The 20,528-nt window shown below is 58.3% G+C and carries 31 protein-coding genes; 1 reads left to right on the top strand and 30 read right to left on the bottom strand.

Annotated elements, in window-relative coordinates:
- Positions 1–8: 8 nt before the first annotated feature.
- From secY to ACESSO_RS07125, 29 genes are all read right to left on the bottom strand, one after another.
- Complete coding sequence (secY, locus tag ACESSO_RS07265) at positions 9–1,298, bottom strand: preprotein translocase subunit SecY (protein ID WP_373164381.1); 1,290 nt, start codon at positions 1,296–1,298, stop codon at positions 9–11.
- A gap of 1 nt (position 1,299) precedes the next feature.
- The gene (gene rplO / locus ACESSO_RS07260; protein WP_373164380.1) at positions 1,300–1,740 is read right to left on the bottom strand and encodes a 50S ribosomal protein L15; all 441 of its coding nucleotides are present in this window, start codon (positions 1,738–1,740) and stop codon (positions 1,300–1,302) included.
- 3 nt (positions 1,741–1,743) lie between these two features.
- Complete coding sequence (gene rpmD / locus ACESSO_RS07255; RefSeq protein WP_031472218.1) at positions 1,744–1,926, bottom strand: 50S ribosomal protein L30; 183 nt, start codon at positions 1,924–1,926, stop codon at positions 1,744–1,746.
- 17 nt (positions 1,927–1,943) lie between these two features.
- Positions 1,944–2,447: a 30S ribosomal protein S5 gene (gene rpsE / locus ACESSO_RS07250; protein ID WP_054326956.1), complete on the bottom strand. Its 504-nt coding sequence runs from the start codon at positions 2,445–2,447 to the stop codon at positions 1,944–1,946.
- Positions 2,448–2,465: 18 nt separating this feature from the next.
- Positions 2,466–2,825, bottom strand: coding sequence for a 50S ribosomal protein L18 (rplR, locus tag ACESSO_RS07245; RefSeq protein ID WP_373164379.1), 360 nt, complete (start codon positions 2,823–2,825; stop codon positions 2,466–2,468).
- A 21-nt stretch (positions 2,826–2,846) separates the two neighbouring features.
- Positions 2,847–3,392: a 50S ribosomal protein L6 gene (gene rplF, locus ACESSO_RS07240; protein WP_373164378.1), complete on the bottom strand. Its 546-nt coding sequence runs from the start codon at positions 3,390–3,392 to the stop codon at positions 2,847–2,849.
- Positions 3,393–3,407: 15 nt separating this feature from the next.
- Positions 3,408–3,806 carry a 30S ribosomal protein S8 gene (gene rpsH, locus ACESSO_RS07235; protein ID WP_373164377.1) on the bottom strand — a complete coding sequence of 133 codons (399 nt, stop codon included), beginning with the start codon at positions 3,804–3,806 and terminating at the stop codon, positions 3,408–3,410.
- Between the two features lie 368 nt (positions 3,807–4,174).
- The gene (locus tag ACESSO_RS07230) at positions 4,175–4,360 is read right to left on the bottom strand and encodes a type Z 30S ribosomal protein S14 (RefSeq protein WP_125115726.1); all 186 of its coding nucleotides are present in this window, start codon (positions 4,358–4,360) and stop codon (positions 4,175–4,177) included.
- Positions 4,361–4,375: 15 nt separating this feature from the next.
- Entirely contained in the window at positions 4,376–4,921 is a 546-nt protein-coding gene (gene rplE / locus ACESSO_RS07225) for a 50S ribosomal protein L5 (RefSeq protein ID WP_373164375.1), read from the bottom strand.
- A 20-nt stretch (positions 4,922–4,941) separates the two neighbouring features.
- Positions 4,942–5,259, bottom strand: coding sequence for a 50S ribosomal protein L24 (gene rplX / locus ACESSO_RS07220; protein ID WP_302666247.1), 318 nt, complete (start codon positions 5,257–5,259; stop codon positions 4,942–4,944).
- Positions 5,260–5,276: 17 nt separating this feature from the next.
- Positions 5,277–5,645: a 50S ribosomal protein L14 gene (gene rplN, locus ACESSO_RS07215; protein ID WP_054326962.1), complete on the bottom strand. Its 369-nt coding sequence runs from the start codon at positions 5,643–5,645 to the stop codon at positions 5,277–5,279.
- A 12-nt stretch (positions 5,646–5,657) separates the two neighbouring features.
- Complete coding sequence (gene rpsQ, locus ACESSO_RS07210) at positions 5,658–5,915, bottom strand: 30S ribosomal protein S17 (RefSeq protein WP_031475647.1); 258 nt, start codon at positions 5,913–5,915, stop codon at positions 5,658–5,660.
- Between the two features lie 15 nt (positions 5,916–5,930).
- Complete coding sequence (gene rpmC / locus ACESSO_RS07205; protein ID WP_300185749.1) at positions 5,931–6,131, bottom strand: 50S ribosomal protein L29; 201 nt, start codon at positions 6,129–6,131, stop codon at positions 5,931–5,933.
- On the bottom strand, positions 6,131–6,559 hold the full coding sequence (gene rplP, locus ACESSO_RS07200) for a 50S ribosomal protein L16 (protein WP_373164374.1): 429 nt from the start codon (positions 6,557–6,559) through the stop codon (positions 6,131–6,133). Before rplP ends, rpmC begins: the two co-directional genes overlap by 1 nt.
- Positions 6,559–7,338: a 30S ribosomal protein S3 gene (gene rpsC / locus ACESSO_RS07195; protein WP_373164373.1), complete on the bottom strand. Its 780-nt coding sequence runs from the start codon at positions 7,336–7,338 to the stop codon at positions 6,559–6,561. Before rpsC ends, rplP begins: the two co-directional genes overlap by 1 nt.
- A 13-nt stretch (positions 7,339–7,351) precedes the next feature.
- A complete protein-coding gene (gene rplV / locus ACESSO_RS07190) occupies positions 7,352–7,687 on the bottom strand; it encodes a 50S ribosomal protein L22 (protein ID WP_125115721.1) in 336 nt (111 codons plus the stop codon).
- A gap of 17 nt (positions 7,688–7,704) precedes the next feature.
- Entirely contained in the window at positions 7,705–7,986 is a 282-nt protein-coding gene (rpsS, locus tag ACESSO_RS07185; RefSeq protein ID WP_054326968.1) for a 30S ribosomal protein S19, read from the bottom strand.
- 18 nt (positions 7,987–8,004) lie between these two features.
- Positions 8,005–8,838 (bottom strand): 50S ribosomal protein L2, encoded by an 834-nt coding sequence (gene rplB / locus ACESSO_RS07180; RefSeq protein ID WP_373164372.1) that lies wholly within the window; start codon positions 8,836–8,838, stop codon positions 8,005–8,007.
- A 242-nt stretch (positions 8,839–9,080) separates the two neighbouring features.
- Positions 9,081–9,374: a 50S ribosomal protein L23 gene (gene rplW / locus ACESSO_RS07175; protein ID WP_373164371.1), complete on the bottom strand. Its 294-nt coding sequence runs from the start codon at positions 9,372–9,374 to the stop codon at positions 9,081–9,083.
- Positions 9,374–9,997 (bottom strand): 50S ribosomal protein L4, encoded by a 624-nt coding sequence (gene rplD, locus ACESSO_RS07170; RefSeq protein WP_302666242.1) that lies wholly within the window; start codon positions 9,995–9,997, stop codon positions 9,374–9,376. The genes rplW and rplD overlap by 1 nt, the downstream gene beginning before the upstream one ends.
- A gap of 18 nt (positions 9,998–10,015) precedes the next feature.
- Positions 10,016–10,711: a 50S ribosomal protein L3 gene (gene rplC / locus ACESSO_RS07165; protein ID WP_373164609.1), complete on the bottom strand. Its 696-nt coding sequence runs from the start codon at positions 10,709–10,711 to the stop codon at positions 10,016–10,018.
- A 127-nt stretch (positions 10,712–10,838) separates the two neighbouring features.
- A complete protein-coding gene (rpsJ, locus tag ACESSO_RS07160) occupies positions 10,839–11,150 on the bottom strand; it encodes a 30S ribosomal protein S10 (protein ID WP_054326972.1) in 312 nt (103 codons plus the stop codon).
- Positions 11,151–11,652: 502 nt separating this feature from the next.
- Complete coding sequence (locus ACESSO_RS07155) at positions 11,653–12,660, bottom strand: zf-HC2 domain-containing protein (protein WP_373164370.1); 1,008 nt, start codon at positions 12,658–12,660, stop codon at positions 11,653–11,655.
- Entirely contained in the window at positions 12,657–13,259 is a 603-nt protein-coding gene (locus ACESSO_RS07150; protein WP_373164369.1) for an RNA polymerase sigma factor, read from the bottom strand. The genes ACESSO_RS07155 and ACESSO_RS07150 overlap by 4 nt, the downstream gene beginning before the upstream one ends.
- Before the next feature lie 32 nt (positions 13,260–13,291).
- Positions 13,292–14,263, bottom strand: coding sequence for a tRNA dihydrouridine synthase DusB (dusB, locus tag ACESSO_RS07145; protein ID WP_373164368.1), 972 nt, complete (start codon positions 14,261–14,263; stop codon positions 13,292–13,294).
- A gap of 129 nt (positions 14,264–14,392) precedes the next feature.
- A complete protein-coding gene (locus tag ACESSO_RS07140; RefSeq protein ID WP_373164367.1) occupies positions 14,393–14,902 on the bottom strand; it encodes a DedA family protein in 510 nt (169 codons plus the stop codon).
- Positions 14,903–15,072: 170 nt separating this feature from the next.
- The gene (rd, locus tag ACESSO_RS07135) at positions 15,073–15,231 is read right to left on the bottom strand and encodes a rubredoxin (protein ID WP_373164366.1); all 159 of its coding nucleotides are present in this window, start codon (positions 15,229–15,231) and stop codon (positions 15,073–15,075) included.
- Positions 15,232–15,337: 106 nt separating this feature from the next.
- A complete protein-coding gene (locus ACESSO_RS07130; protein ID WP_373164365.1) occupies positions 15,338–15,595 on the bottom strand; it encodes a hypothetical protein in 258 nt (85 codons plus the stop codon).
- Between the two features lie 54 nt (positions 15,596–15,649).
- Positions 15,650–17,995, bottom strand: a complete 2,346-nt coding sequence (locus tag ACESSO_RS07125; protein ID WP_373164364.1) for a SpoIIE family protein phosphatase — start codon at positions 17,993–17,995, stop codon at positions 15,650–15,652.
- 244 nt (positions 17,996–18,239) lie between these two features.
- Between ACESSO_RS07125 and ACESSO_RS07120 the strand changes: the two genes are divergently transcribed.
- Positions 18,240–19,439, top strand: a complete 1,200-nt coding sequence (locus ACESSO_RS07120; protein ID WP_373164363.1) for a helix-turn-helix domain-containing protein — start codon at positions 18,240–18,242, stop codon at positions 19,437–19,439.
- Positions 19,440–19,489: 50 nt separating this feature from the next.
- On the opposite strand, the gene ACESSO_RS07115 is transcribed toward ACESSO_RS07120, so the two are convergent.
- Positions 19,490–20,524: a uroporphyrinogen decarboxylase family protein gene (locus ACESSO_RS07115; protein ID WP_373164362.1), complete on the bottom strand. Its 1,035-nt coding sequence runs from the start codon at positions 20,522–20,524 to the stop codon at positions 19,490–19,492.
- Positions 20,525–20,528: the final 4 nt, after the last annotated feature.

The raw sequence follows: 20,528 nt of genomic DNA, 5'->3' as shown, positions 1-20,528 counted from the left end.
CTCCAGCATTATTCCAAGAAGCCCTTGTGATGACGCATCAGCATCTGCGCCTCCAACTGCTTGACCGTGTCAAGCGCAACGCCGACCACGATGATGACCGAGGTGCCGCCCAGCGCCACATTGGACAGCGTGGGGGAAATCGCACCGACCACCAGCGGGAGAATCGCAACGATTGCCAGGAAGATTGCACCGACAAAGGTGACCTTGCCCAGCGCCTTGGTAATGAAGTCCGAAGTCGGCTTGCCCGGACGGAAGCCCGGAATAAAGCCGCCGTTCTTCTTAAGGTTGTTGGCGATCTCAATCGGGTTGAACTGAATGGATGCGTAGAAATACGCAAACGCAAGGATCAGCAGGGCATAAACCACGATATAGAACGGATTAGCCTGCGAGAACAGGTTCAGGATGTGATAGCCGACCGTACCCGACTCCGGCTGCCAGAACATCGAAATGGTCTGCGGCAGGGAGAGGATGGACGACGCGAAGATGATCGGCATAACGCCGGACGCATTGACCTTGATCGGCAGGTGGGTGGACTGACCGCCATACATCTTACGGCCAACCACACGCTTTGCGTACTGTACCGGAATGCGGCGCTCCGCATTGGACATAAACACAATGAACACCACGATGGCCAAACCGATGATAACCATCAGCACAGCCGACAGAACGCCCTGACTACCCGTCTGCACCAGATTCCACAGCGTGCGCAGCAGCGACGGGCCGCGGGATACGATACCGGCAAACAGGATGATCGAGATACCGTTGCCGATGCCGTTCTGGGTGATGTGCTCGCCCAGCCACATGATCAGCGCGGTACCAGCGGTAAAGGTCAGGATGATTGCAGCGCCGGCAAGCGCGCCTGTGTTGGACAGGAAGCCCTGATTGCGCAGCAATGCGTAGTAAGAGAAGCCCTGCAGAAGGCCCAGGATAACCGCCAGATAGCGGGTCCAGGAAGCGATCTTCTTGCGGCCTTCCTCGCCGCCGTCCTTGACCATGCGCTCGAGAGCGGGAATGGCAACGGTCAGCAGCTGCAGGATAATGGACGCATTGATATAGGGCGTGATGGACATGGCGAAGATCGTCGCTCTGGACAGACCGCCGCCGGTGAACATATCCAGATAGCCGAGCATCGAACCGCCGACCGCCGCCTGATTAAAATACTCAGACAGCAGCGAGGTATTGATGAACGGAACGGGAATGCACGAGCCGAAGCGGAAGATCAGCAGGATAAACAGCGTATACAGGATCTTCTTGCGCAGCTCAGGCATACTCCAGGCGTTTTTAAGGGTTTGAAACACCTTAAATCACCTCGGCCTTTCCGCCTGCGGCTTCGATCTTCTCCTTTGCGGACGCGGAAAATGCTGCGGCCTTAACCGTCAGCTTCTTGGTCAGCGTGCCATTGCCAAGGATCTTGATGCCGTCGAGAGCATTCTTGACGATACCGGCCTCGCGCAGGAACTCTGCGGTGACCTCGGTGCCGTCTTCAAACTTCTCCAGAGCGGAAACATTGACCGGTGCGTAGGTGGTGCCGAAAATATTGTTGAAGCCGCGCTTCGGCAGACGACGTGCCAGAGGCATCTGGCCGCCTTCAAAACCGGGACGGACGCCGCCGCCCGAACGGGCCCACTGGCCCTTGTGACCGCGGCCTGCGGTCTTGCCGTTGCCGGAACCAGCGCCGCGGCCCTTACGGTAGGCCGGCTTGGTGGAACCCGCGGCAGGCGATAATTCGTGAAGCTTCATGGGTTACGCCTCCTCTACAACTTCGAGCAGGTAACCGATCTGCTTTACCTTGCCGCGCGTCTGCGCGTTGTCCGGCTGAACGGTTACGTCGTTAATCTTCTTAAGCCCCAAAGAATGAGCGGTCGCGATGTGCTTATCCAAGCGGCCGACCAGGCTCTTTTTCAGGGTAATCTTCATGTTAGCCATTGTGAGTTACCCCTTTCTTACAGTTCTTCTACGGCTTTGCCGCGAACAGCTGCTACCTGAGCAGCGTCGCGCAGGCTCTTGAGGCCTTCCATCGTTGCGGTAACAACATTCTGCGGGTTGTTGGAACGCAGGCACTTGGTACGGATGTCCTTGATGCCGGCAGCCTCAACGACCGCACGAACCGCACCGCCGGCGATAACGCCGGTACCGGGAGCGGCGGGCTTGAGCAGAACGCGGCCCGCGCCGAACTCACCGATCACCTCATGCGGGATGGTGGTGCCCTTCAGCGAAATCTTAACGAGGTTCTTCTTGGCGTCCTCGATGCCCTTACGGATTGCGTCCGGAACCTCGGAAGCCTTGCCGAGGCCGAAGCCAACCGTGCCCTTGCCGTCACCAACAACGACCAGCGCCGCAAACTTGAAGATACGGCCGCCCTTAACGGTCTTGGCAACGCGGTTGAGCGCGACTACGTTCTCGGAGAACTCGTCCTCGCGCTTATCGTTTCTGTTAAACTGAGCCATGTTTTACCTCCTCCCGACTTAAAACTGCAGGCCGCCCTCACGGGCGCCTTCCGCGAGTTCCTTCACGCGGCCGTGGTACAGATAACCGCCGCGGTCAAACACGACGTTTTCAATGCCCTTGGCCTTGCAGCGCTCGGCAACCAGCATGCCAACCTTCTTGGCTGCGTCCTTGTTGCCGCCGTACTCGGTGAAGTCCTTCTCGGCAGTCGAGGCGGAAACGAGGGTAACACCGGCGATATCGTCGATGACCTGTGCATAGATGTTCTTTGCGGAACGGTAAACGTCCAGACGCGGACGCTCGGCGGTACCGCTGATCTTTGCGCGCACGCGCTTGTGGCGCTGCAGACGCGCCTTGTTGGAATCCTTCTTCGAAACCATTTAAATTCGCCTCTCCTTTCCTTACTTCTTCTTCGCGCCGGTCTTGCCTTCCTTGCGGCGGACATACTCGTCAGCGTAGCGAATGCCCTTGCCCTTGTAGGGTTCCGGCGGACGCTTCTCGCGGACTTCCGCAGCAAACTGGCCGACCTTCTGCTTGTCAGGACCGGAGATGATGATCGTGTTCGGATTCGGAACGTCGATCGTGATGCCGTCGATTTCGCTCATGGTAACCTGATGCGAGTAACCGAGGTTCATAACCAGATCCTTGCCCTGCTTCTGTACACGGTAACCAACGCCCTGTACGCTCAGTTCCTTCTTAAAGCCGTCGGTTACGCCGACAACCATGTTGTGGATGAGCGAACGGGTCAGGCCGTGCAGGGCACGGTTGTGCTTGTCATCGTTCGGACGGGTGACAAGAATTTCATTTCCCTCCACCGCGACGTTCATGTTCGGGTGGATTTCGCGGGTAAGGGTTGCCTTTGCGCCCTTGACCGTTACGACATGGCCGTCGATCTTGACCTCCACACCGGACGGGATGGCAATCGGCATTCTACCAATTCGAGACATATTTTATACCTCCCCTTACCATACGAATGCGAGGACTTCGCCGCCGACATTCAGCTCGCGGGCCTTCTTGTCGGTCATGATGCCTCTCGACGTGGAAATGATGGCAATACCAAGGCCGCGGAGCACCTTCGGAAGCTCCTGAGCGCCGGCATACACACGCAGGCCGGGCTTGGAAACGCGCTTGAGGCCGGTGATAGCCTTCTGGCGGCCGTCCACATACTTGAGCGTGATGCGGATGATGCCCTGGGTGTTGCCCTCGACGGTCTCAAAGGACTTGATATAGCCCTCATCGAGCAGGATCTGGGCAATTGCCTTCTTCATTTTGGACGCGGGTACGTCCACGCTGGCATGACGAGCATTGCCGGCGTTGCGGATACGGGTCAGCATATCCGCGATAGGATCAGTGATCTGCATAAATGCTCTCCTTTTCAAGAAGTTTGGGGGTAGTGCAGCAATCGGAGCGGGGCTGGGTTGGGTCCCCTCTTGATTGACCTGTTTGCCTCCCACTTTTCTTTACACTGCCTGTGGCCCTTCCACGGACAGCGGCTGGGGTTAGCTGTTTTATATTTACAGCCGATAAGCCCGCATGGGCGGGCTATCGACTAATTATAGCATGGTTTTTTGCGCGTTGGCAAGCAACAAAATGCATATTTTTATAAAATATTCTGGTTTCGTTCCCGTCAAAACGCAATAAAACTTCGTTTGCCGACATACTTCGGCAGCATTTGCGAAAAGCGGGCGCCAGAGCGCCCGCTTTTTGTCGTTTTCAATCGACGCAAGCCTTACCAGGAAGCCTTGCGAACACCCGGGATCTGGCCCTTGTAAGCCAGCTCGCGGAAGCAGATACGGCAGATACCGAAATCACGCAGGTAAGCGTGCGGACGGCCGCAGATCTTGCAGCGATTGTAAGCGCGGGTAGAGAACTTCGGCTTCGCCTGCTGCTTGAGGATCATTGCCTTCTTAGCCATGTTGTTTCTCCTCCCTTACTTTGCAAACGGAGCGCCCATCAGCGTGAGCAGCTCTTTGGCTTCTTCATCGGTCTGTGCGGTGGTGCAGATAACGATATCCATACCACGGATCTTGTCGATCTGATCGTAGGAAATTTCCGGGAAGATCAGCTGCTCCTTCAGGCCGAGGGCGTAGTTGCCGCGGCCGTCGAATGCGTCGCCGTTGATGCCGCGGAAGTCGCGCACGCGCGGCAGCGCTACATTGAACAGACGATCGAGGAACTCCCACATGCGGTCGCGGCGCAGGGTAACCTTGACGCCAACCGGCATGCCCTCGCGGAGCTTGAAGTTAGCAACCGACTTACGGGCGTGGGTGACAACCGGCTTCTGGCCGGTGATGGCTGCGATATCGCGGACAACGGACTCGATAACCTTGGAGTTGCCGTTGGCCTCCTTGCCGCAGCCGACGTTAACGACAATCTTGTCGATGGTCGGGATCTGCATCGTGCTCTTGTACTGGAACTTCTTCATCAGAGCAGGCGCAACATCCGCAGTATACTTGGCTTTCATATTCGGAACCATTTATTGCTTGCCTCCTCTTCTTAAAGCGTCTCGCCGCAGTGCTTGCACACCGTCAGCTTTGCACCGTTCTCAGCGAACTTGTGTGCGGGGCGGGTCGGCTTGTTGCACTTCGGGCAAACACGCATAACCTTGCACGCACGCAGCGCGCCCTCGCGCTCGATGATGCCGCCGGTCTCACCCTGACGGCGGGGCTTGGTGTGGCACTTGATCATGTTCACACCTTCAATGACAACCATACCCTTCTTCGGGTTTACGGACAGAACCTTGCCGCGCTTGCCCTTTTCCTTGCCGGAAAGAACGACTGCGGTGTCGCCCGTCTTAACATGCAGAGTATTCATATTTCTTGGCGACCTCCTTACAGTACTTCCGGAGCAAGCGACAGGATCTTCATATAGTCCTTATCGCGCAGCTCACGAGCGACAGGCCCAAAGATACGGGTGCCGCGGGGGTTTTTATCATCACGGATGATGACGCCGGCGTTCTCGTCAAAGCGGATGTAGCTGCCATCCGCGCGGCGCAGGCCCTTGACGGTGCGGACGATGACAGCCTTAACCACGTCGCCCTTCTTCACGCCGCCGCCCGGGGTGCACTTGCGCACCGAGCAGACGACTACGTCACCGATGTTGCCGTACTTGCGTGCGGAGCCGCCGAGAACACGGATTACCTTCAGTTCCTTCGCGCCGCTGTTGTCAGCTGCACGCAGAAAAGTTTCCTGCTGAACCATGTGCTCTCCTCCTTACTTTGCCTTCTCAATGACTTCGACCAGTCTCCAGCGCTTATCCTTGGACAGCGGGCGGGTCTCCATCACCTTCACCTTGTCGCCGATGCGGCACTCGTTGTTCTCGTCGTGCGCCTTCAGCTTGTAGGTGTGCGGAATAACCTTCTTATACAGAGGATGCGCAACGCGATCCTCGATTGCGACGACAATGGTCTTGTCCATCTTATCGGAAACGACCTTGCCGACTCGCGTCTTGCGTAATGCTCTTTCGCTCAATTCGTTTCCCTCCCTTTACGCCTTCTCCGCGAGCTGCTTCTCACGGATTACGGTGTTGACACGCGCAATGTCGCGCTTGACCTCAGTGATCTTGTTGGTGTTTTCGAGCTGATTGGTAGCGAGCTGAAGACGGAGGTTGAAGAGGTCCTTCTTCAGGTCGCCAAGCTTTGCGGCGAGCTCCTCGGCCGTCAGTTCTCTGATCTCAGATGCCTTCATCATGCTTCACCGCCATTCTTGGTCTCACGGGCAACGAACTTGGTCTTGCACGGCAGCTTGTGGCTGGCCAGACGCAGGGCCTCGCGGGCGACCTCTTCGGAAACGCCGGCGATTTCAAACAGTACGCGGCCGGGCTTTACGACCGCTACCCAGTACTCGGGCGAGCCCTTACCGGAACCCATTCGGGTCTCGGCCGGCTTCTCGGTTACCGGCTTGTCGGGGAAAATCTTAATCCAAACCTGACCGCCACGCTTGGTGTAACGGGTCATAGCGATACGAGCAGCCTCAATCTGGTTCGAAGTGATCCAGCAGGGCTCGGTAGCCTGCAGGCCGAAATCGCCGTTGGATACGAAATTGCCGCGCATGGCCTTGCCTTTGAGGCGGCCACGATGCACGCGACGGTATTTAACTCTCTTGGGGAGCAGCATTAGCGGTTGCCTCCTTCCTGGCGGGGTGCGCGACGTTCACCGCGGTTAAAATCACGGCGGCCGCCACGGCGGTCATCACGGCCACCGCGACGCTCGCGGCGCTCGAAAGCGGGCTTCGGAGCCTCGATGGAACGGCCCAGACGCGGACCGCCGTGGAGAACCTCACCCTTGTAGATCCAAACCTTTACGCCGATGCGGCCATAGGTGGTCGCGGCCTCGGCAAAGCCATAGTCAATGTCCGCACGCAGGGTCTGCAGCGGAATGGTGCCCTCGTGGTAGTGCTCGGTGCGGGCGATTTCCGCGCCGCCCAGACGACCAGCACAGGAAACCTTGATGCCCTTAGCGCCCATGCGCATTGCACGGCCCATGGACTGCTTCATGGCACGGCGGAAGCCGATGCGCTTCTCGAGCTGAGCTGCAATGTTCTCAGCAACCAGAGTTGCGTTGGTGTCCGGGTTCTTGATCTCAATGATAGAGCAGCGAACCTTCTTGCCGTACTTGCGGGTAAGCTCTTCCTCGAGCTTCTTGATGTCCTCGCCGCCGCGGCCGACAACCATGCCGGGACGCGCGCACTGGATCATGATCTTGATTTCGTCGTTCTTGCGCTCGATTTCGATCGCCGGAACGCCTGCGTCGTACAGACGCTTCTTCAGTTCCTTACGGATGTTGTAGTCTTCCACGAGGAGGTCGCCGAACGCATTGTCCTTTGCGAACCAACGGGAATCCCAATTCTTGATAACGCCGACACGGAGACCGTTCGGATTTACTTTCTGGCCCATTGATTACCCTCCCTTATTCTCTCTCGCCAAGAACCAGCGTGATGTGCGAGGTTCTCTTGAGGATTCTGAATGCACGGCCCTGTGCGCGCGGCATAACGCGCTTCATGATCGGGCCGGGACCGACGTGTACTTCCTTAACGTACAGCTTATCGGTGTTCATGCCGTGGTTGTTCTCGGCATTGGCGACTGCGCTCTTGAGGAGCTTCTCCATCGGCTCGCAGGCCGCCTTGGGGGTATTCATGATGATAGCCATCGCTTCGCCCGCATCCTTGCCGCGGATCAGATCGCAGATCAGCTTGATCTTACGCGGGGTCATGCGCACGTTGCGTACGATTGCTCTTGCTTCCATGTTTCCTTAACTCCTCCTTACTTGCCGTTATTGGAGGTCTTGCTGCCCGCGTGACCCTTATAGGTACGGGTGGGAGCAAACTCGCCCAGCTTGTGACCAACCATGTCCTCGGTGACATACACCGGAACATGCTTGCGGCCGTCGTGTACCGCGAAGGTATGACCGACGAACTCCGGGAAGATCGTGGAAGCGCGGGACCAGGTCTTGAGAACCTTCTTCTCGCCCTTTTCGTTCATTTCAACGACTCTTTTGATAAGCTCAGGAGCCACAAAAGGGCCCTTCTTGACACTTCTGCCCATATTACGTTAACTCCTTTCTTACTTGCCGTTGCGACGACGCACGATCTGCTTATCCGTGCGGTGGTTCTTCTTGCGGGTCTTGTAACCCATCGCCGGCTTGCCCCACGGGGTAACCGGGCTGGGACGACCGATCGGGCTCTTGCCTTCGCCGCCGCCGTGCGGGTGATCGCACGGGTTCATAACAGAACCGCGGACGGTCGGACGGATACCCATGTGACGGGTACGGCCGGCCTTACCGATCTGAACGTTGGAATGGTCGGAGTTGCCGACAACACCGATGGTTGCCTTGCACTCCAGACGGACGTAACGCAGCTCACCGGAGGGCAGACGAACCATCGCCTTGCCGTTCTCCTTCGCCATCAGCTGAGCGCCGACGCCTGCGGAACGAACCAGCTGCGCGCCCTTGCCGGGGTACAGCTCAATGTTGTGAATCATGGTACCAACCGGGATGTTCTCAACCGGCAGGCAGTTGCCCGGCTTGATGTCGGCATCCTTGGAGGATACGACCTTGTCGCCGATCTTGAGGCCTTCCGGCGCGAGGATATAAGCCTTGACGCCGTCCTCATACTGAACCAGCGCGATGTTCGCGGAGCGGTTCGGGTCGTACTCGAGCGTCAGCACGGTTGCCGGCATATCCAGCTTCTGGCGCTTGAAGTCGATGATACGGTACTTTTTCTTGTTGCCGCCGCCAATGTGACGAACGGTGATGCGGCCATAGCTGTTGCGGCCGGCGGTCTTCTTGACCTTTTCGAGAAGGCTCTTCTCGGGCTTCACCTTGGACAGACCCTTGTAGGAAAGCACAGTCATATTTCTGCGCGAGGGCGTCGTCGGGTTGAAAGTCTTGATAGCCATTTGGATTTTCAACTCCTTGATTCGTTATTATCGGGGTGGCTCCCCCATACATACGCGAACCTGGTTCGCGTCATTTCATCCCTCTTCGCGGGTTCATGCAAGCGCGGCTCTGCCGGACTTGCATTCCGCTGCCCGCGCCGTGGCGGCGCGGCCTCGTCCGCGTGCGGACGAGAGGGGGTATCGGAAAAGTTTCTTCGGAACTTTTCCGTATATAGGTGGGACAGAGTCCCTCCTATACGTTTTTACATCATGTTCTCAAAAAGCTCGATGCCCTTGGAGTCCGGGGTCAGGGTGACAATCGCCTTCTTGATGTCGGGGCGCTTGCCAACGTGGACGCCCATGCGCTTCCACTTGCCCGGCAGCTTGATGGTGTTGACCTTCTGCACCTTTACGCCGAAGATCTCTTCCACAGCCTTCTTGATCTCGATCTTGCCGGCATCAGCGGCAACTTCAAAGGTGTACTTGTTGTTCTGAGAACCCATCATGGAACGCTCGGTGATGACCGGCTTCTTGATAATATCGTAAGCGAACTTCATTATGCGTACACCTCCTGCAGCTTCTCAACCGCCGCCTTGTCGATGATGAACTTGTCGGCGTTGAGGACTTCGTAAACATTGAGGGTAGACGCGATCGTCGTGCGCACGCCCGGGATGTTGGCGGCGGACTTGACGACGTTCGTGCGAACCTCGGGGGTAACAACCAGGCTCTTGCCGGTTGCTTCCACAGACTTGAGGAAGCCGGCGAAGGTCTTGGTCTTGATTTCGCCCATGTCCAGACCGTCGATAACGATAATCTCGCCGGCAGCCGCCTTTGCGCTCAGCGCGGACAGCATCGCCAGGCGGCGGGTCTTCTTGGTCAGGGAGTAATTATAGGAACGGGGCTTCGGGCCGAGGGCAATACCGCCGTGGGTCCACTGCGGAGAACGAATCGAACCCTGACGGGCACGGCCGGTGCCCTTCTGGCGCCACGGCTTGATGCCGCCGCCACGGACCTCAGCGCGGGTCAGCGTGGACTGAGTGCCCTGACGCTGATTGGCCAGATAATTCTTTACTGCGGCGTGAACCACAGCCATGTTGGGCTCGATGCCGAAAACGGCCTCGTTCAGCTCCATCTCGCCGGTCTTCTTACCGGTCATATCAAAAACTGCTACTGTAGGCATGAGTTGCTCCTCCTTCCCTTACTTTCTCGCGGAAGCCTTCTGCGGGTTCTTGCTGACGCCAGCCTCGCCCTTGGCAACCTTGTTATTCTTGACGGTGTTCTTCAGCACCACGATGCCGCCCTTCGGGCCCGGAACCGCGCCGCAAACAGCGATGAGGTTCAGCTCCGGATCAACCTTGACCACGTCGAGGTTCTGAACGGTAACCTGCTCAGCGCCCATGTGGCCCGGCATCATTTTGCCCTTCATGATCTTGGAAGGATCAGAGCACGCGCCCATGGAACCCTGATGACGGTGCATCGGGCCGGCGCCGTGGCTCATCGGGGAGCGGCCCGCGTTGAAGCGCTTGATAACGCCTGCGTAGCCCTTGCCCTTCGAGGTGCCGGTCACGTCGACATAGTCGCCAGCGACGAACATGTCGGCCTTAACTACATCGCCAAGCTGGAAGGTGGAGCAGTCCGCAAAGCGGAACTCCTTGAGGTACTTCTTAAGGGAGTCGCCAGCCTTCTTCAGGTGGCCCTTCTCCGGCTTGTTGAGCTTGCGCTCCTTGATGTCCTCAAAACCGAACTGAACCGCATTGTAGCCGTCCTTCTCTTCGGTCTTGAGCTGGGTGACAACGCAAGGGCCTGCCTCGATAACGGTGCAGGGAATCACCTTGCCGTCAGCGTTGAAGATCTGGGTCATGCCGACCTTCTTGCCGATGATTGCTTTCTGCAGCATAGTGTTTTTCCTCCTTAAAGGTTATTGGTTGACGGCATTTGGCCGCCAACATGACCTCGCCGCGCGTGTCGCGGCAGGGCTTCAAGCAGCCGGTTGGGTTAGTCCGTCTGCCTGTTGACAGAAATTAGAGTTTCACCTCGAACTCGACGCCAGCCGGCAGGTCGAGGGTGGTCAGCGCCTCGATGGTGGCCTGATTCGGGTTGATGATGTCGATCAGGCGCTTGTGGGTGCGGCGCTCGAACTGCTCGCGGGAATCCTTGTACTTGTGTACCGCGCGCAGGATGGTGACGATCTGCTTCTCGGTCGGCAGCGGAATCGGGCCGGAAACCTTCGCGCCGTTGCGCTTAGCGGTCTCGATGATCTTCTCCGCGCTCTGATCGATGAGCTCGTGGTCGTACGCCTTGAGGCGAATGCGAATCTTCTGTGCGTTTGCCATGGTGGTTTTTCCTCCTCGTATGTGTGCCATACATTAAATAATGTTTTGACTCGCTACGGAGAGAAACTGCAACCCCGCCGTGTGTATCACACGCGGGCATGAAAATAACCGGGCACACTGATAGTGTAACGATCCGGTCACAATAAGAAACACAAGTGGTTCGAACCATCGGCTTTACGGCGCACGCGCCGCGAGTCCCGAATTTACGCACGAACATTGCATTTTTGCCAAAACGCGCAAAGCCTTTGGCTGATAGCAGTTATCTCAACCGCCCGATTGTCGGACCTACTCCGCCGAAGTTACCTGCGTTTTGCAGCAATCTCCGGCATCATCGCGTTTTACCCGCTTTCGCAGGTGCTTCTATAGATTACTACAAGCATATCCCAAAGTCAAGCGTTTACACAAATTTTTTGCAAAATTTTTGTGAAACCCTCCGAAATTTCCGCGCCGCAGAAAAAGCGGTTCGGAAGCTGCGCTTTCCAAACCGCCTTTATCGTTGTTTTTACGACGCTGTTTCCACAATCAGCAGCCAGGAGCTTGCCTTGCTGTCAATGGTCAGCCCCACGTTTTCATACGCCGAAACCGTAAATCCGGCATCCTCGAACCGCGCAAGCGTGTCCTGCAGAGTGGTCATGTTGTTGTCCAGCAAAAACCACGAAATCCCATCTATCGTGGCAACCAACTGCCCGTCGATATCCGGTATCTCTTTCCCGCCGCCGGCAAAATAGCAATGCGCCACGCTGGTGCCGCTCAGCGAACCGGGCAGCTTGAGCGCCGGCTGCGCTTCAGCCAACGCGATATTCACCCGAGGCTCGGCTTTCTCTGCACTGTCGCCTGCCGCATCCTTTGTGTTGGGCTGCAGTTCAGCCCAAGTCTCGCTGTCGGCCGGCGCCGCCGCTTCACTCCCGCCTGTTGTCTGTTCCGATGCGCTTTCGGTATTACTGCTCGGTGCGGCAGCACCGCTTTCCGGTACGCTGTTGCGCGGCTGTACAGCCTGCCCGCCTTCAGGGGGCACAACCTCTGTGCCGGCGTTTTCCTCACTGCCTGCCGTCAATCCGGCATCCTCCGCTGCATCCGCAACCGCCTGACCGGCGGTTGTATCGCCATAGGCCGCGCCCTCTGCCGCAGAAGCATCGGACGAACCTGTCGCATTGCCGCTGCTGTCCACCGTACTGAACGCGGGCATCAGTCCGCCGCCGAGCACCACCAGCACCACAACAGCAGCCGCCGCCACCATCGTGAATACCGGCATACGGCGCACCGGCTTCTCCGGCTGCACCACCTGCATCTTTGTTTCCTGCTCCAGCTTGTGCATGATGCCTTCATGCAATCCTTCGGGCACCTCCACCTCTTCGGCAAACCATGCCCGCATCTGCTCCAGATCCTGTTTCAGCGCGGCGCACGAGGGGCACTCCGCCAGATGCTCTTCCAGCTTTTCCCGCTCGGAATCGGTCAGCGTGCCGTCCAGACTGTTGGACACCAGCTGCTCAAAATATTCTTCATCACTCATGCGTCCCCGCCTCCTTTCGATGGATTAGACGCGGCAGACAGAAAAAAGTTCCCTCTGCGCAGCAAAACCTTGCGCAGCGCAATGCGTGCGCGCGAAAGCCGGGACTTGACCGTACCTTCGCTGATCTCCAGCACCTCCGCAATCTCGGTATAGCTCATGCCGGACACATCGCGCAGCAGCACAATGCGGCGATGCTCCTCGCTGATTTCCTCCAGCGCTGCCGCCAATTCCCGTCCCAGTTCGCGGTTTTCCAGATGCTCCTCGGGCGTCGGCGCCGGATCCGGCATCGGACGTTCCTTTTCCTCCTCGTCCACTATGGACTGCGTTTGCGGCTGGGCATGCTTGTGGCGGGCAAAATCCACACACATATTCATCGTGATGCGAAACAGCCAGGTGGAAAAGCCGCTGTCCCCGCGAAAAGACTCGATTGACCGCCAGGCACGCAAAAAGACCTCCTGAACGATGTCGGCGGCATCCTCCGGACTGCCGCACGAGCGCAATGCAACCGCGTATACACGCTTCTCATACCGGCGCACCAGCTCTTCAAAGGCATCCAGCTCGCCGCGCTTGGCCCGCGCCAGAATATGCTTTTCGTCCACAGCTTCGGCCTCCTTCTGATGTCAAATATCGTTCAGCAACCGGCTGCGCGCTTCATCTCCTCCGCCAGCGGATAAAGCTGCTCGAGCCGTTCGAGTGCACAGATACGCATTTTGAATGTTTTCAGACCGCTCTGACCCTTGAGATACCAGTTGACATGGCGTCGTGCCTCCAGCATCGCCACGCGCTCACCCTTTTGCTCTGCCGCCAGCTCGATTTGCCGGACCGCCGTGTCAATGCGTTCGACAAAGGGCGGCAGCGGCGGGCATATACCGGTCTCCAGCAATGCGTTCGCCCGCTCGAAAATCCACGGGTCGCCCAGCGCCCCTCGGCCAACCATCACCGCGTCCGCACCGGTATGCTCCAGAATGCGCACCGCATCCTCCGGCACAGCCACATCGCCGTTGGCAATCACCGGAATGGATACTGCCTGCTTGACCGCGCGGATTGCGTCCCAGTCTGCCACGCCGCTGTACTGCTGCGCGCGCGTGCGGCCATGCACTGCAATTGCCGCCGCACCGGCCTGCTCCGCCATGCGCGCAAAAGCAACGTAATTGACGCTTTTCTCATCCCAGCCCTTGCGGAATTTAACCGTTACCGGCACATCCACTGCACGGCTGACCGCTTCAATCACACGCGCAGCCAGCGCCGGGTCGCGCATGAGCGCAGAGCCGTCACCATTATTGACAATTTTTGGCGCAGGACACCCCATGTTGATATCAATGATATCGCAGCCGGACACCGCGCGCGCAATCTTCGCACCTTCCGCCATCGTTTCCGGCTCGTGACCGAAAATCTGTGCCGCTGCGGGATGCTCGTTTTCCGCCAGAGCCAGCAGTCCCGGCGTTTTTTTGTCACCATAGGTCAGTGCCTTGGCGGAGACCATTTCGGTCACGGTCAGCGCCGCACCGTGTTCGCGGCAAATCTGCCGAAAGGCGCGGTCGGTCACACCAGCCATCGGCGCGAGCACCATCCGTCCGGCAAGCGTTACGTTCCCGATTTGCATAAATCTCCCCCACTGCGCATAATTTAACGCAGTATATTGTAACATACGGCCCCACCGATTGCAACTTGCAAAGTGGTGACAAAATCGCATTGCATTCAAAACGCAAAAAAGCTCCCGCAAGGGAGCTTTTTACAATACCATCGTTAAAATCTTTTCACTGAAGAAATACCCGAACGAAATCAGCACCGTGTTCCAAACCCCGATGCCGAGCGCCGACCAGCCGACAAACCACTTGACCGGCATGCGGATGAGTCCCGCCGGAATGGACACAATCGTACGCAGCACCGGGATAATGCGGCACAGCGCCAGTCCACGGCCATGCTGGGCGTCGATATACTCATGGCAGCGTCTGACAAACGAGCGGAATTTCTCACTTTTGCCGAACAGCTTTTCCATGATAGGCTCGCCGCCCCAGTAACACGCCCCATAAATGACCAGACTGCCCAGCACGCCGAACACGACGCTCAGCGCAACCGTCAGCACAAGCGACAGCTCACTCTGCGCAATCAGCACGCCGATGGACGGCATAATCACGCCTGCCGGAAAGCCGGGCAGGTTCATATATTCACAGAAAATGACCGCACAGACCAGAATCAGTCCGTACTGGTGAAACAACTGAAAAAATAATTCGGCGCTCATACGCCAAGCCACCTCTACTGTTTTTCAGACCGCGCCCGATTCGGCGCGCCTTACTGTTTATCTTTAGTATAACAAGCCGACTGCGGCAAAACAAGGGCGCGCACACGCAATTTGCAATCTGTTCACAAAAAGGGGCCGCTGATACAGCGACCCCTTTGTTCTCCATGCAGTTATGCCGGCTCAAACTCTTCCTTGCCGACTGCGCACAGCGGGCAGACCCAATCCTCCGGCAGGTTTTCAAACGCCGTACCAGGCGCAACACCGTTATCCGGATCGCCTTCCGCAGGATCATAAATATAACCGCAAACCTTGCACACATACTTGCTCATTTTGCTTTCTCCTTTTGTTATTGATATTTTATACTAATATATATTATTTATCGTTTATTTTCTACCGGAATACTGTACAATATTGCCGCAGCTTTTTCATCCTTTTTCATAAGAGCAGCCAAAGCACAGCCCAAACACCGCTTGCCGCCACCGCGCCAAGCGCAAATGCCACCGCCAGACGCAGCCACGGCGAACGCCGCCGGACGCCGCGCCCCACCAGATAACGGTTTGCAATGCGGCAAGCCTCGCGCACCGCGTCGCTGCGCGGCACGGTGCAGTCCCGCACCAGAAAAATCGCCTGCTCAAACACGCCGTGCTCATCCGGACGCACCACCACCACACGGCGGCTGATACCCTTCACCATAGTAAATCCCTCCCTTTTGCAGCAAGTATTGCCACAAAGAGAGGGATTTAACCATCACATTCTTTCCACACGCATCACCAGTGCCGTGCGGTCGTCGTCATGCCCACGACCCGCCGCGCCCGTAACCAGATGCATGGCCAGCTCCTTCGGACTGTCCTCTGCATGCGTCAGCAGCGTTTCCCGCACCCAGTCGTCCTCCATGCCGTCCGAAATGCCGTCCGACAGCAGGATACACAGGTCGCCGTCTCCGAAACGCAGGGGCACCGGCTCACCCAGCGCGTCCTCTTCGGCCAAGCCAATGGGCAGCGCCTTACCGGTCAACATCTTCCACTGCCCGCCCACGCGCAGATAGGAGGGCGCCGCGCCGCACTTGAGGCTTTCCGCCCGTCCGGTGAATAAATCGAGCGTGAGCGCGTCCAGTGTGGTAAACCGTGTCCCGTCCGAGCGCAGCCGCAGCGCGGGAGAGACTGCTTTGAGCGCGTCTGCAATCGTGATACCCGCGCGCAGGAAGCGCTCGAGCGAGGTAATCAGCATGCGGCTGTCCTGCTGCGCGGCCGTCCCCGACCCCATGCCGTCAGACAGCAGCAGACAGGCGATACCCGCATCGGTCAGAAAATAACACCCGCTGTCCCCTGAGACCGCAGCGCCCTCCTTTTGCTGCCGGCCGATGCCGACAATTGCGCGAAAGGGTGCGCGCTCGCGCATCTCCACATGTGGACCAAGCTCGTCCTCCACCCGTTTGGGGGCGGTCAGCGTCACGCCGAGCAGCGCGCTCAGGCCCGCCGAGAAGCCCTCGCCCTGCCGCATCACATCCTCGATGCCCTCGCCGTACAGCTCGACCGCCAGCCGGCCCTGCGCGTCGCGCACCGCACACACGCGGTCAATCCAGCCGAACGCTGCCGCATACCGCCGAATCTGCCGCTCCATCATAGGCTGGGCGGTCACATCCTGCGTCGCCTCCGCGCCCAGCTGACGAAGAATATCCGTAATGCCCGCATATTGGCGCGCCAGCAGGCTCTGGTTTTCCTCCTGCTGCCGCCGAAGGCTTTGGCGCTCACGCAGCGCAAACAACGCGCTGTTGATGGCGCGCATCAGCTCGGGCAGATGCACACAGCGCGAGGCAAAATGATAGGGAAAGTCGGAAAGCTCCGCCCGACCGCGTTTGAGCATGGGCTGGGTCACATCGTTGAGCGCGGCAAGCGTTGTCACATAGTCCCGCTGCCAGCACTGGGAGCACAGCACGCAGTTTTTGCAGACCCGGTCGCTCGCGCGGTCGAACACCGCACGCACATTCTGGTCGCCTGCCGCCTTTCCTTCGCTGATGCCGTTGAGCATGGCCAGATACAGCTCGTAAAACGCCTGTGCCGCTTCGGTGGCGCATTTTCCTGCTGTCTGCCGCACCGTGCGATGCGCTGCCTCGCCCATGAGCGTGTCGGGCAGAAAGCTGTGACGCATGGCATCCCACACCAGCGGCGGCATGACGGCAAACGCCGCCACCGCGCAGAAAAGTTCGAGAATCATCGGCACAAACAGCACATGCTCCACGCCCAGCATCGCCGCACACAGGCCGGAGCCCAGCGCGCACAGCGCAAACCAGCCGCGTCCGCTGTCCCGGAACAGGCCCGCGACCAACGCACACAAGCCATAACAGCAGGTGAACAGCGCGCCGTAGCCGCAGGCGATATCCATCGCGGCACCCAGCGCCACGCCGGTCGCCGCGCCGGGCGCAGCCCCGCCAAGATAAGCCGCTGCAAGTGTCAGCAAAAGCGCCACCACACGGGCAGGCGAGAGCAGAGTGAACAGGCTCAGGTCGGACAACGACAGCAGTACGGTCGCCACCAGCACCAGCAGCGTCGCCGGCCGCCGCCAGTCGTTTTCATCCCGCGGCGGAGAGAGCGCCGCGCCATAGACCCGACATGCTCCCAGCGTCAGCAGCTGCACGGCCACAAACGGCACCAGCGCGGATAAAGTCAGCGCCGCGCCCGACGGCAGAAACACGAAGGTGCATGCCGCACCCGCAAACGCCGCTACAATCGGCGCAAACCACGCTGTGCGCACGATGCGCAGACCCGCACACACGCTCATCACGCACAGAACCAGCAGCACCGCCGCAATGTACACGCCGCTTTTCAGTCCACCGCCCAGCAGCATCAGCCCGCAGACCACGCCGCCAACCGCGCTCAGTCCTGCGCCGCGTGCCATCAGCGCCGCCGCCATCGCCAGTCCGAACGGCGCATACCCGCCGAACACCGTGCCGCGCGCGAGCACCGCGCACAGAATAAACCGCTGCACACCGGTGACCAAGATATGCAGATGCTCCTCGTTCCACAGCCGCGCCAGCCATGCCGCCGCGCGGCCCAACACAAGCGGCGCAGCCCGCTTTGTTTTTTGCTTGTCCATTTTCGTTCTGCCTCCCTTGTTTTCCCAGTATAGCCCAAAGAATTTGCGGGCTTTGCCGGAAAATAAGGGCGGGAATACGATTTTTCACTTTTCTCCATGCAAAAGCATAAAACCGGCTCATATTGACCGATGGCGACCCATTCCACAGTTCACCCTGCCCCATGCGCCGCGGTATTTGTCAAACCACAAGCGGTCTGGTATAATAAGCCCGTCCCCTAACCACTTTGCAAAGGAGGGTCTATCCATGGAGCTATCCGAACGCTGCCGACATCTGTGCGGACATATCCAAACGCTCACCGGTGTGCACGCCGCGCTTCTCGACCTGACCGCACAGCGCTTTTCCCTTCCCTCTTTTCACACAAGCTGCGCGCTTCAGTCAGGCACAGACTGCAACGCCTACCTGACCCACCTGTACGGGGCATACGAAGCCGAGCGCTGGGACGGAAAATATATATACTATTGTCCGCGCGGACTGGTATTCATCGCAACGCCTCCGCTGCAAGCCGGTACTCCCATGGAATGCTGCGTCATCACCGGGCCGTTCATCCTGTCCAATGACAGCACCGACCCATTTGAAGATCTCATCCGCTCCCCCGAACCGCTCGACGGCATTCCGCGCCTGACCACCGCACAGGCCCGCTCACTCAGTGAACTTGCCTGCGCTGCCATCTCCTCACTGACGCAGGATCTCGCGCCGCCGGACGTGGATTCCGGCAATCAGGCCGCAATGCTGCAAATGATGTATGACCTGACCGAAGAGAACGCAATGCGCACTTATCCCATTGATAATGAACGCCGCCTGCAAGAGCACATCCGTTCCGGAGCAAAGGACGCGGCACGTGAGCTGCTCAACAACCTGCTCACCCATATTTACTATCTGGCCGGAAACGACCAGCAGATCATCAAATCCCGCATTCGCGAGCTGCTTGTTCTGATGAGCCGCGCGGCCATCGACGGCGGCGCGGACACAAATGAAATCCTCGGCCTGTGCTGCCGGTATGAGCAGGAGGTCGATTCCGTTGACGGCATCGAGGCGCTCAACCGCTGGATCGGCGCAATCCTGCACCAATTTATCAGTCTGGTGTTCGACCTGAACGATATCAAGCACCAGAACGTCATCTTTAAAACCACCGCCTTTATCAAGGAGCACCTGACCGATAAGCTGACTCTCGATCAGGCAGCCGAACAGGTTTTCCTTTCCAAATCGTATTTCTGCCGCATCATTAAGGACGAGCTGGGCTGTACGTTTACCGAATATGTGAACCGTCTGCGTGTGGAACGCAGCAAGACCCTGCTGCGCTCCACCGGCATGCCGATTGCGGAAATCGCCTGTGCCGTCGGCTTTGATGACCAGAGCTATTTCACCCGTATTTTCAAAAAACAGACCGGCGTTGCGCCCGGAAAATACCGCGAACAGCGCATTACAGGCACAAAGAAATTATGAAACGATACCAAAACAGCCGGACGAAACCGTCCGGCTGTTTTGCTGCTTGCTCAGCGGCTGTAAAACTCATCTACCGCCGCAAAAAACGCATCCACATTCTCCCATGGTGACAGCGGAGGAATGTCGCAGCCCGAGGAAATCACGAAATTCGGGTGGCCGCTGCACTGCTCCATCAATTCCAGCGTCTTAGTGCGAATGGATGCCGGCGTACCGTTTCTAAACTCGCCCGCAGGGTCGATATTGCCCATGCACACAACATCCTCCGGCACCTTCTCCAGAATTTCCCGCATGTCCACCGCATTACCGAAATGATAGGCATTGGCACCGCACGCCAGAATGCCTTCGAGCGTCAGGCTGGCGGTATTGCCGCAGTTATGATAGATAACGGCAAAATCCTCCGTGCGCACAGCCTGTATGATATGACGGCAATAATCACCGGAAAATTCCTGCGCCAGCGCAGGCGACAGCAGCCCCGCCAGCGGCTCGGCAATCACCACGCCATTGGCGCCCGCCGCGCGGTATGCCTCGATATACTGCACAAGAAACTCCGTGCACTTTTTCAGCACAGTATGCACCATATCCGGCTCTTCATAGCAGTAAATCAGCGACTGGGTCACGTCCAGCAGCCGTCCCGCCAGCGAAAACGGCCCAATCACGCCCGCCAGCACCGGCCGGTCCTCAATCATCTGCACAGCCTGCGCAATCGCATCAATATAAATTTGCGTGCGGCCCGCGCCAACTGCGGGAACGGAAAGCGCCTCGGCCTGCTCCATGCGCGCCTCTTCCTCCACCTCTGGGAAAATCACCGGACGGATGACCGTCGGCACCTCATCATCCGAAACGCGGACAGCAGCACCGAAACATTCGGCCTCCACCGACAAATCCATCAAACTCACGGACGCCCCCGCCTGCGGGGTGCGGTCAGCGACCGCCTTCATGCCGCGGGCCTGCAGCCCACTGTCCGAAATCAAATCCCGCACCGTGATGCCAAGCAGCTGGACAGAAGGAAAAGACAAAACCGGCATTGCCTTTTTCCGCGGCGCTTTGAGCAGCTCACAAGTCCACTGATCCATATCTCGTTTCATTGCA

The organism is Agathobaculum sp. Marseille-P7918 (assembly GCF_964248325.1).
GTDB lineage: Bacteria > Bacillota > Clostridia > Oscillospirales > Butyricicoccaceae > Agathobaculum.
This window is presented reverse-complemented; position numbering and strand designations above follow the sequence as displayed.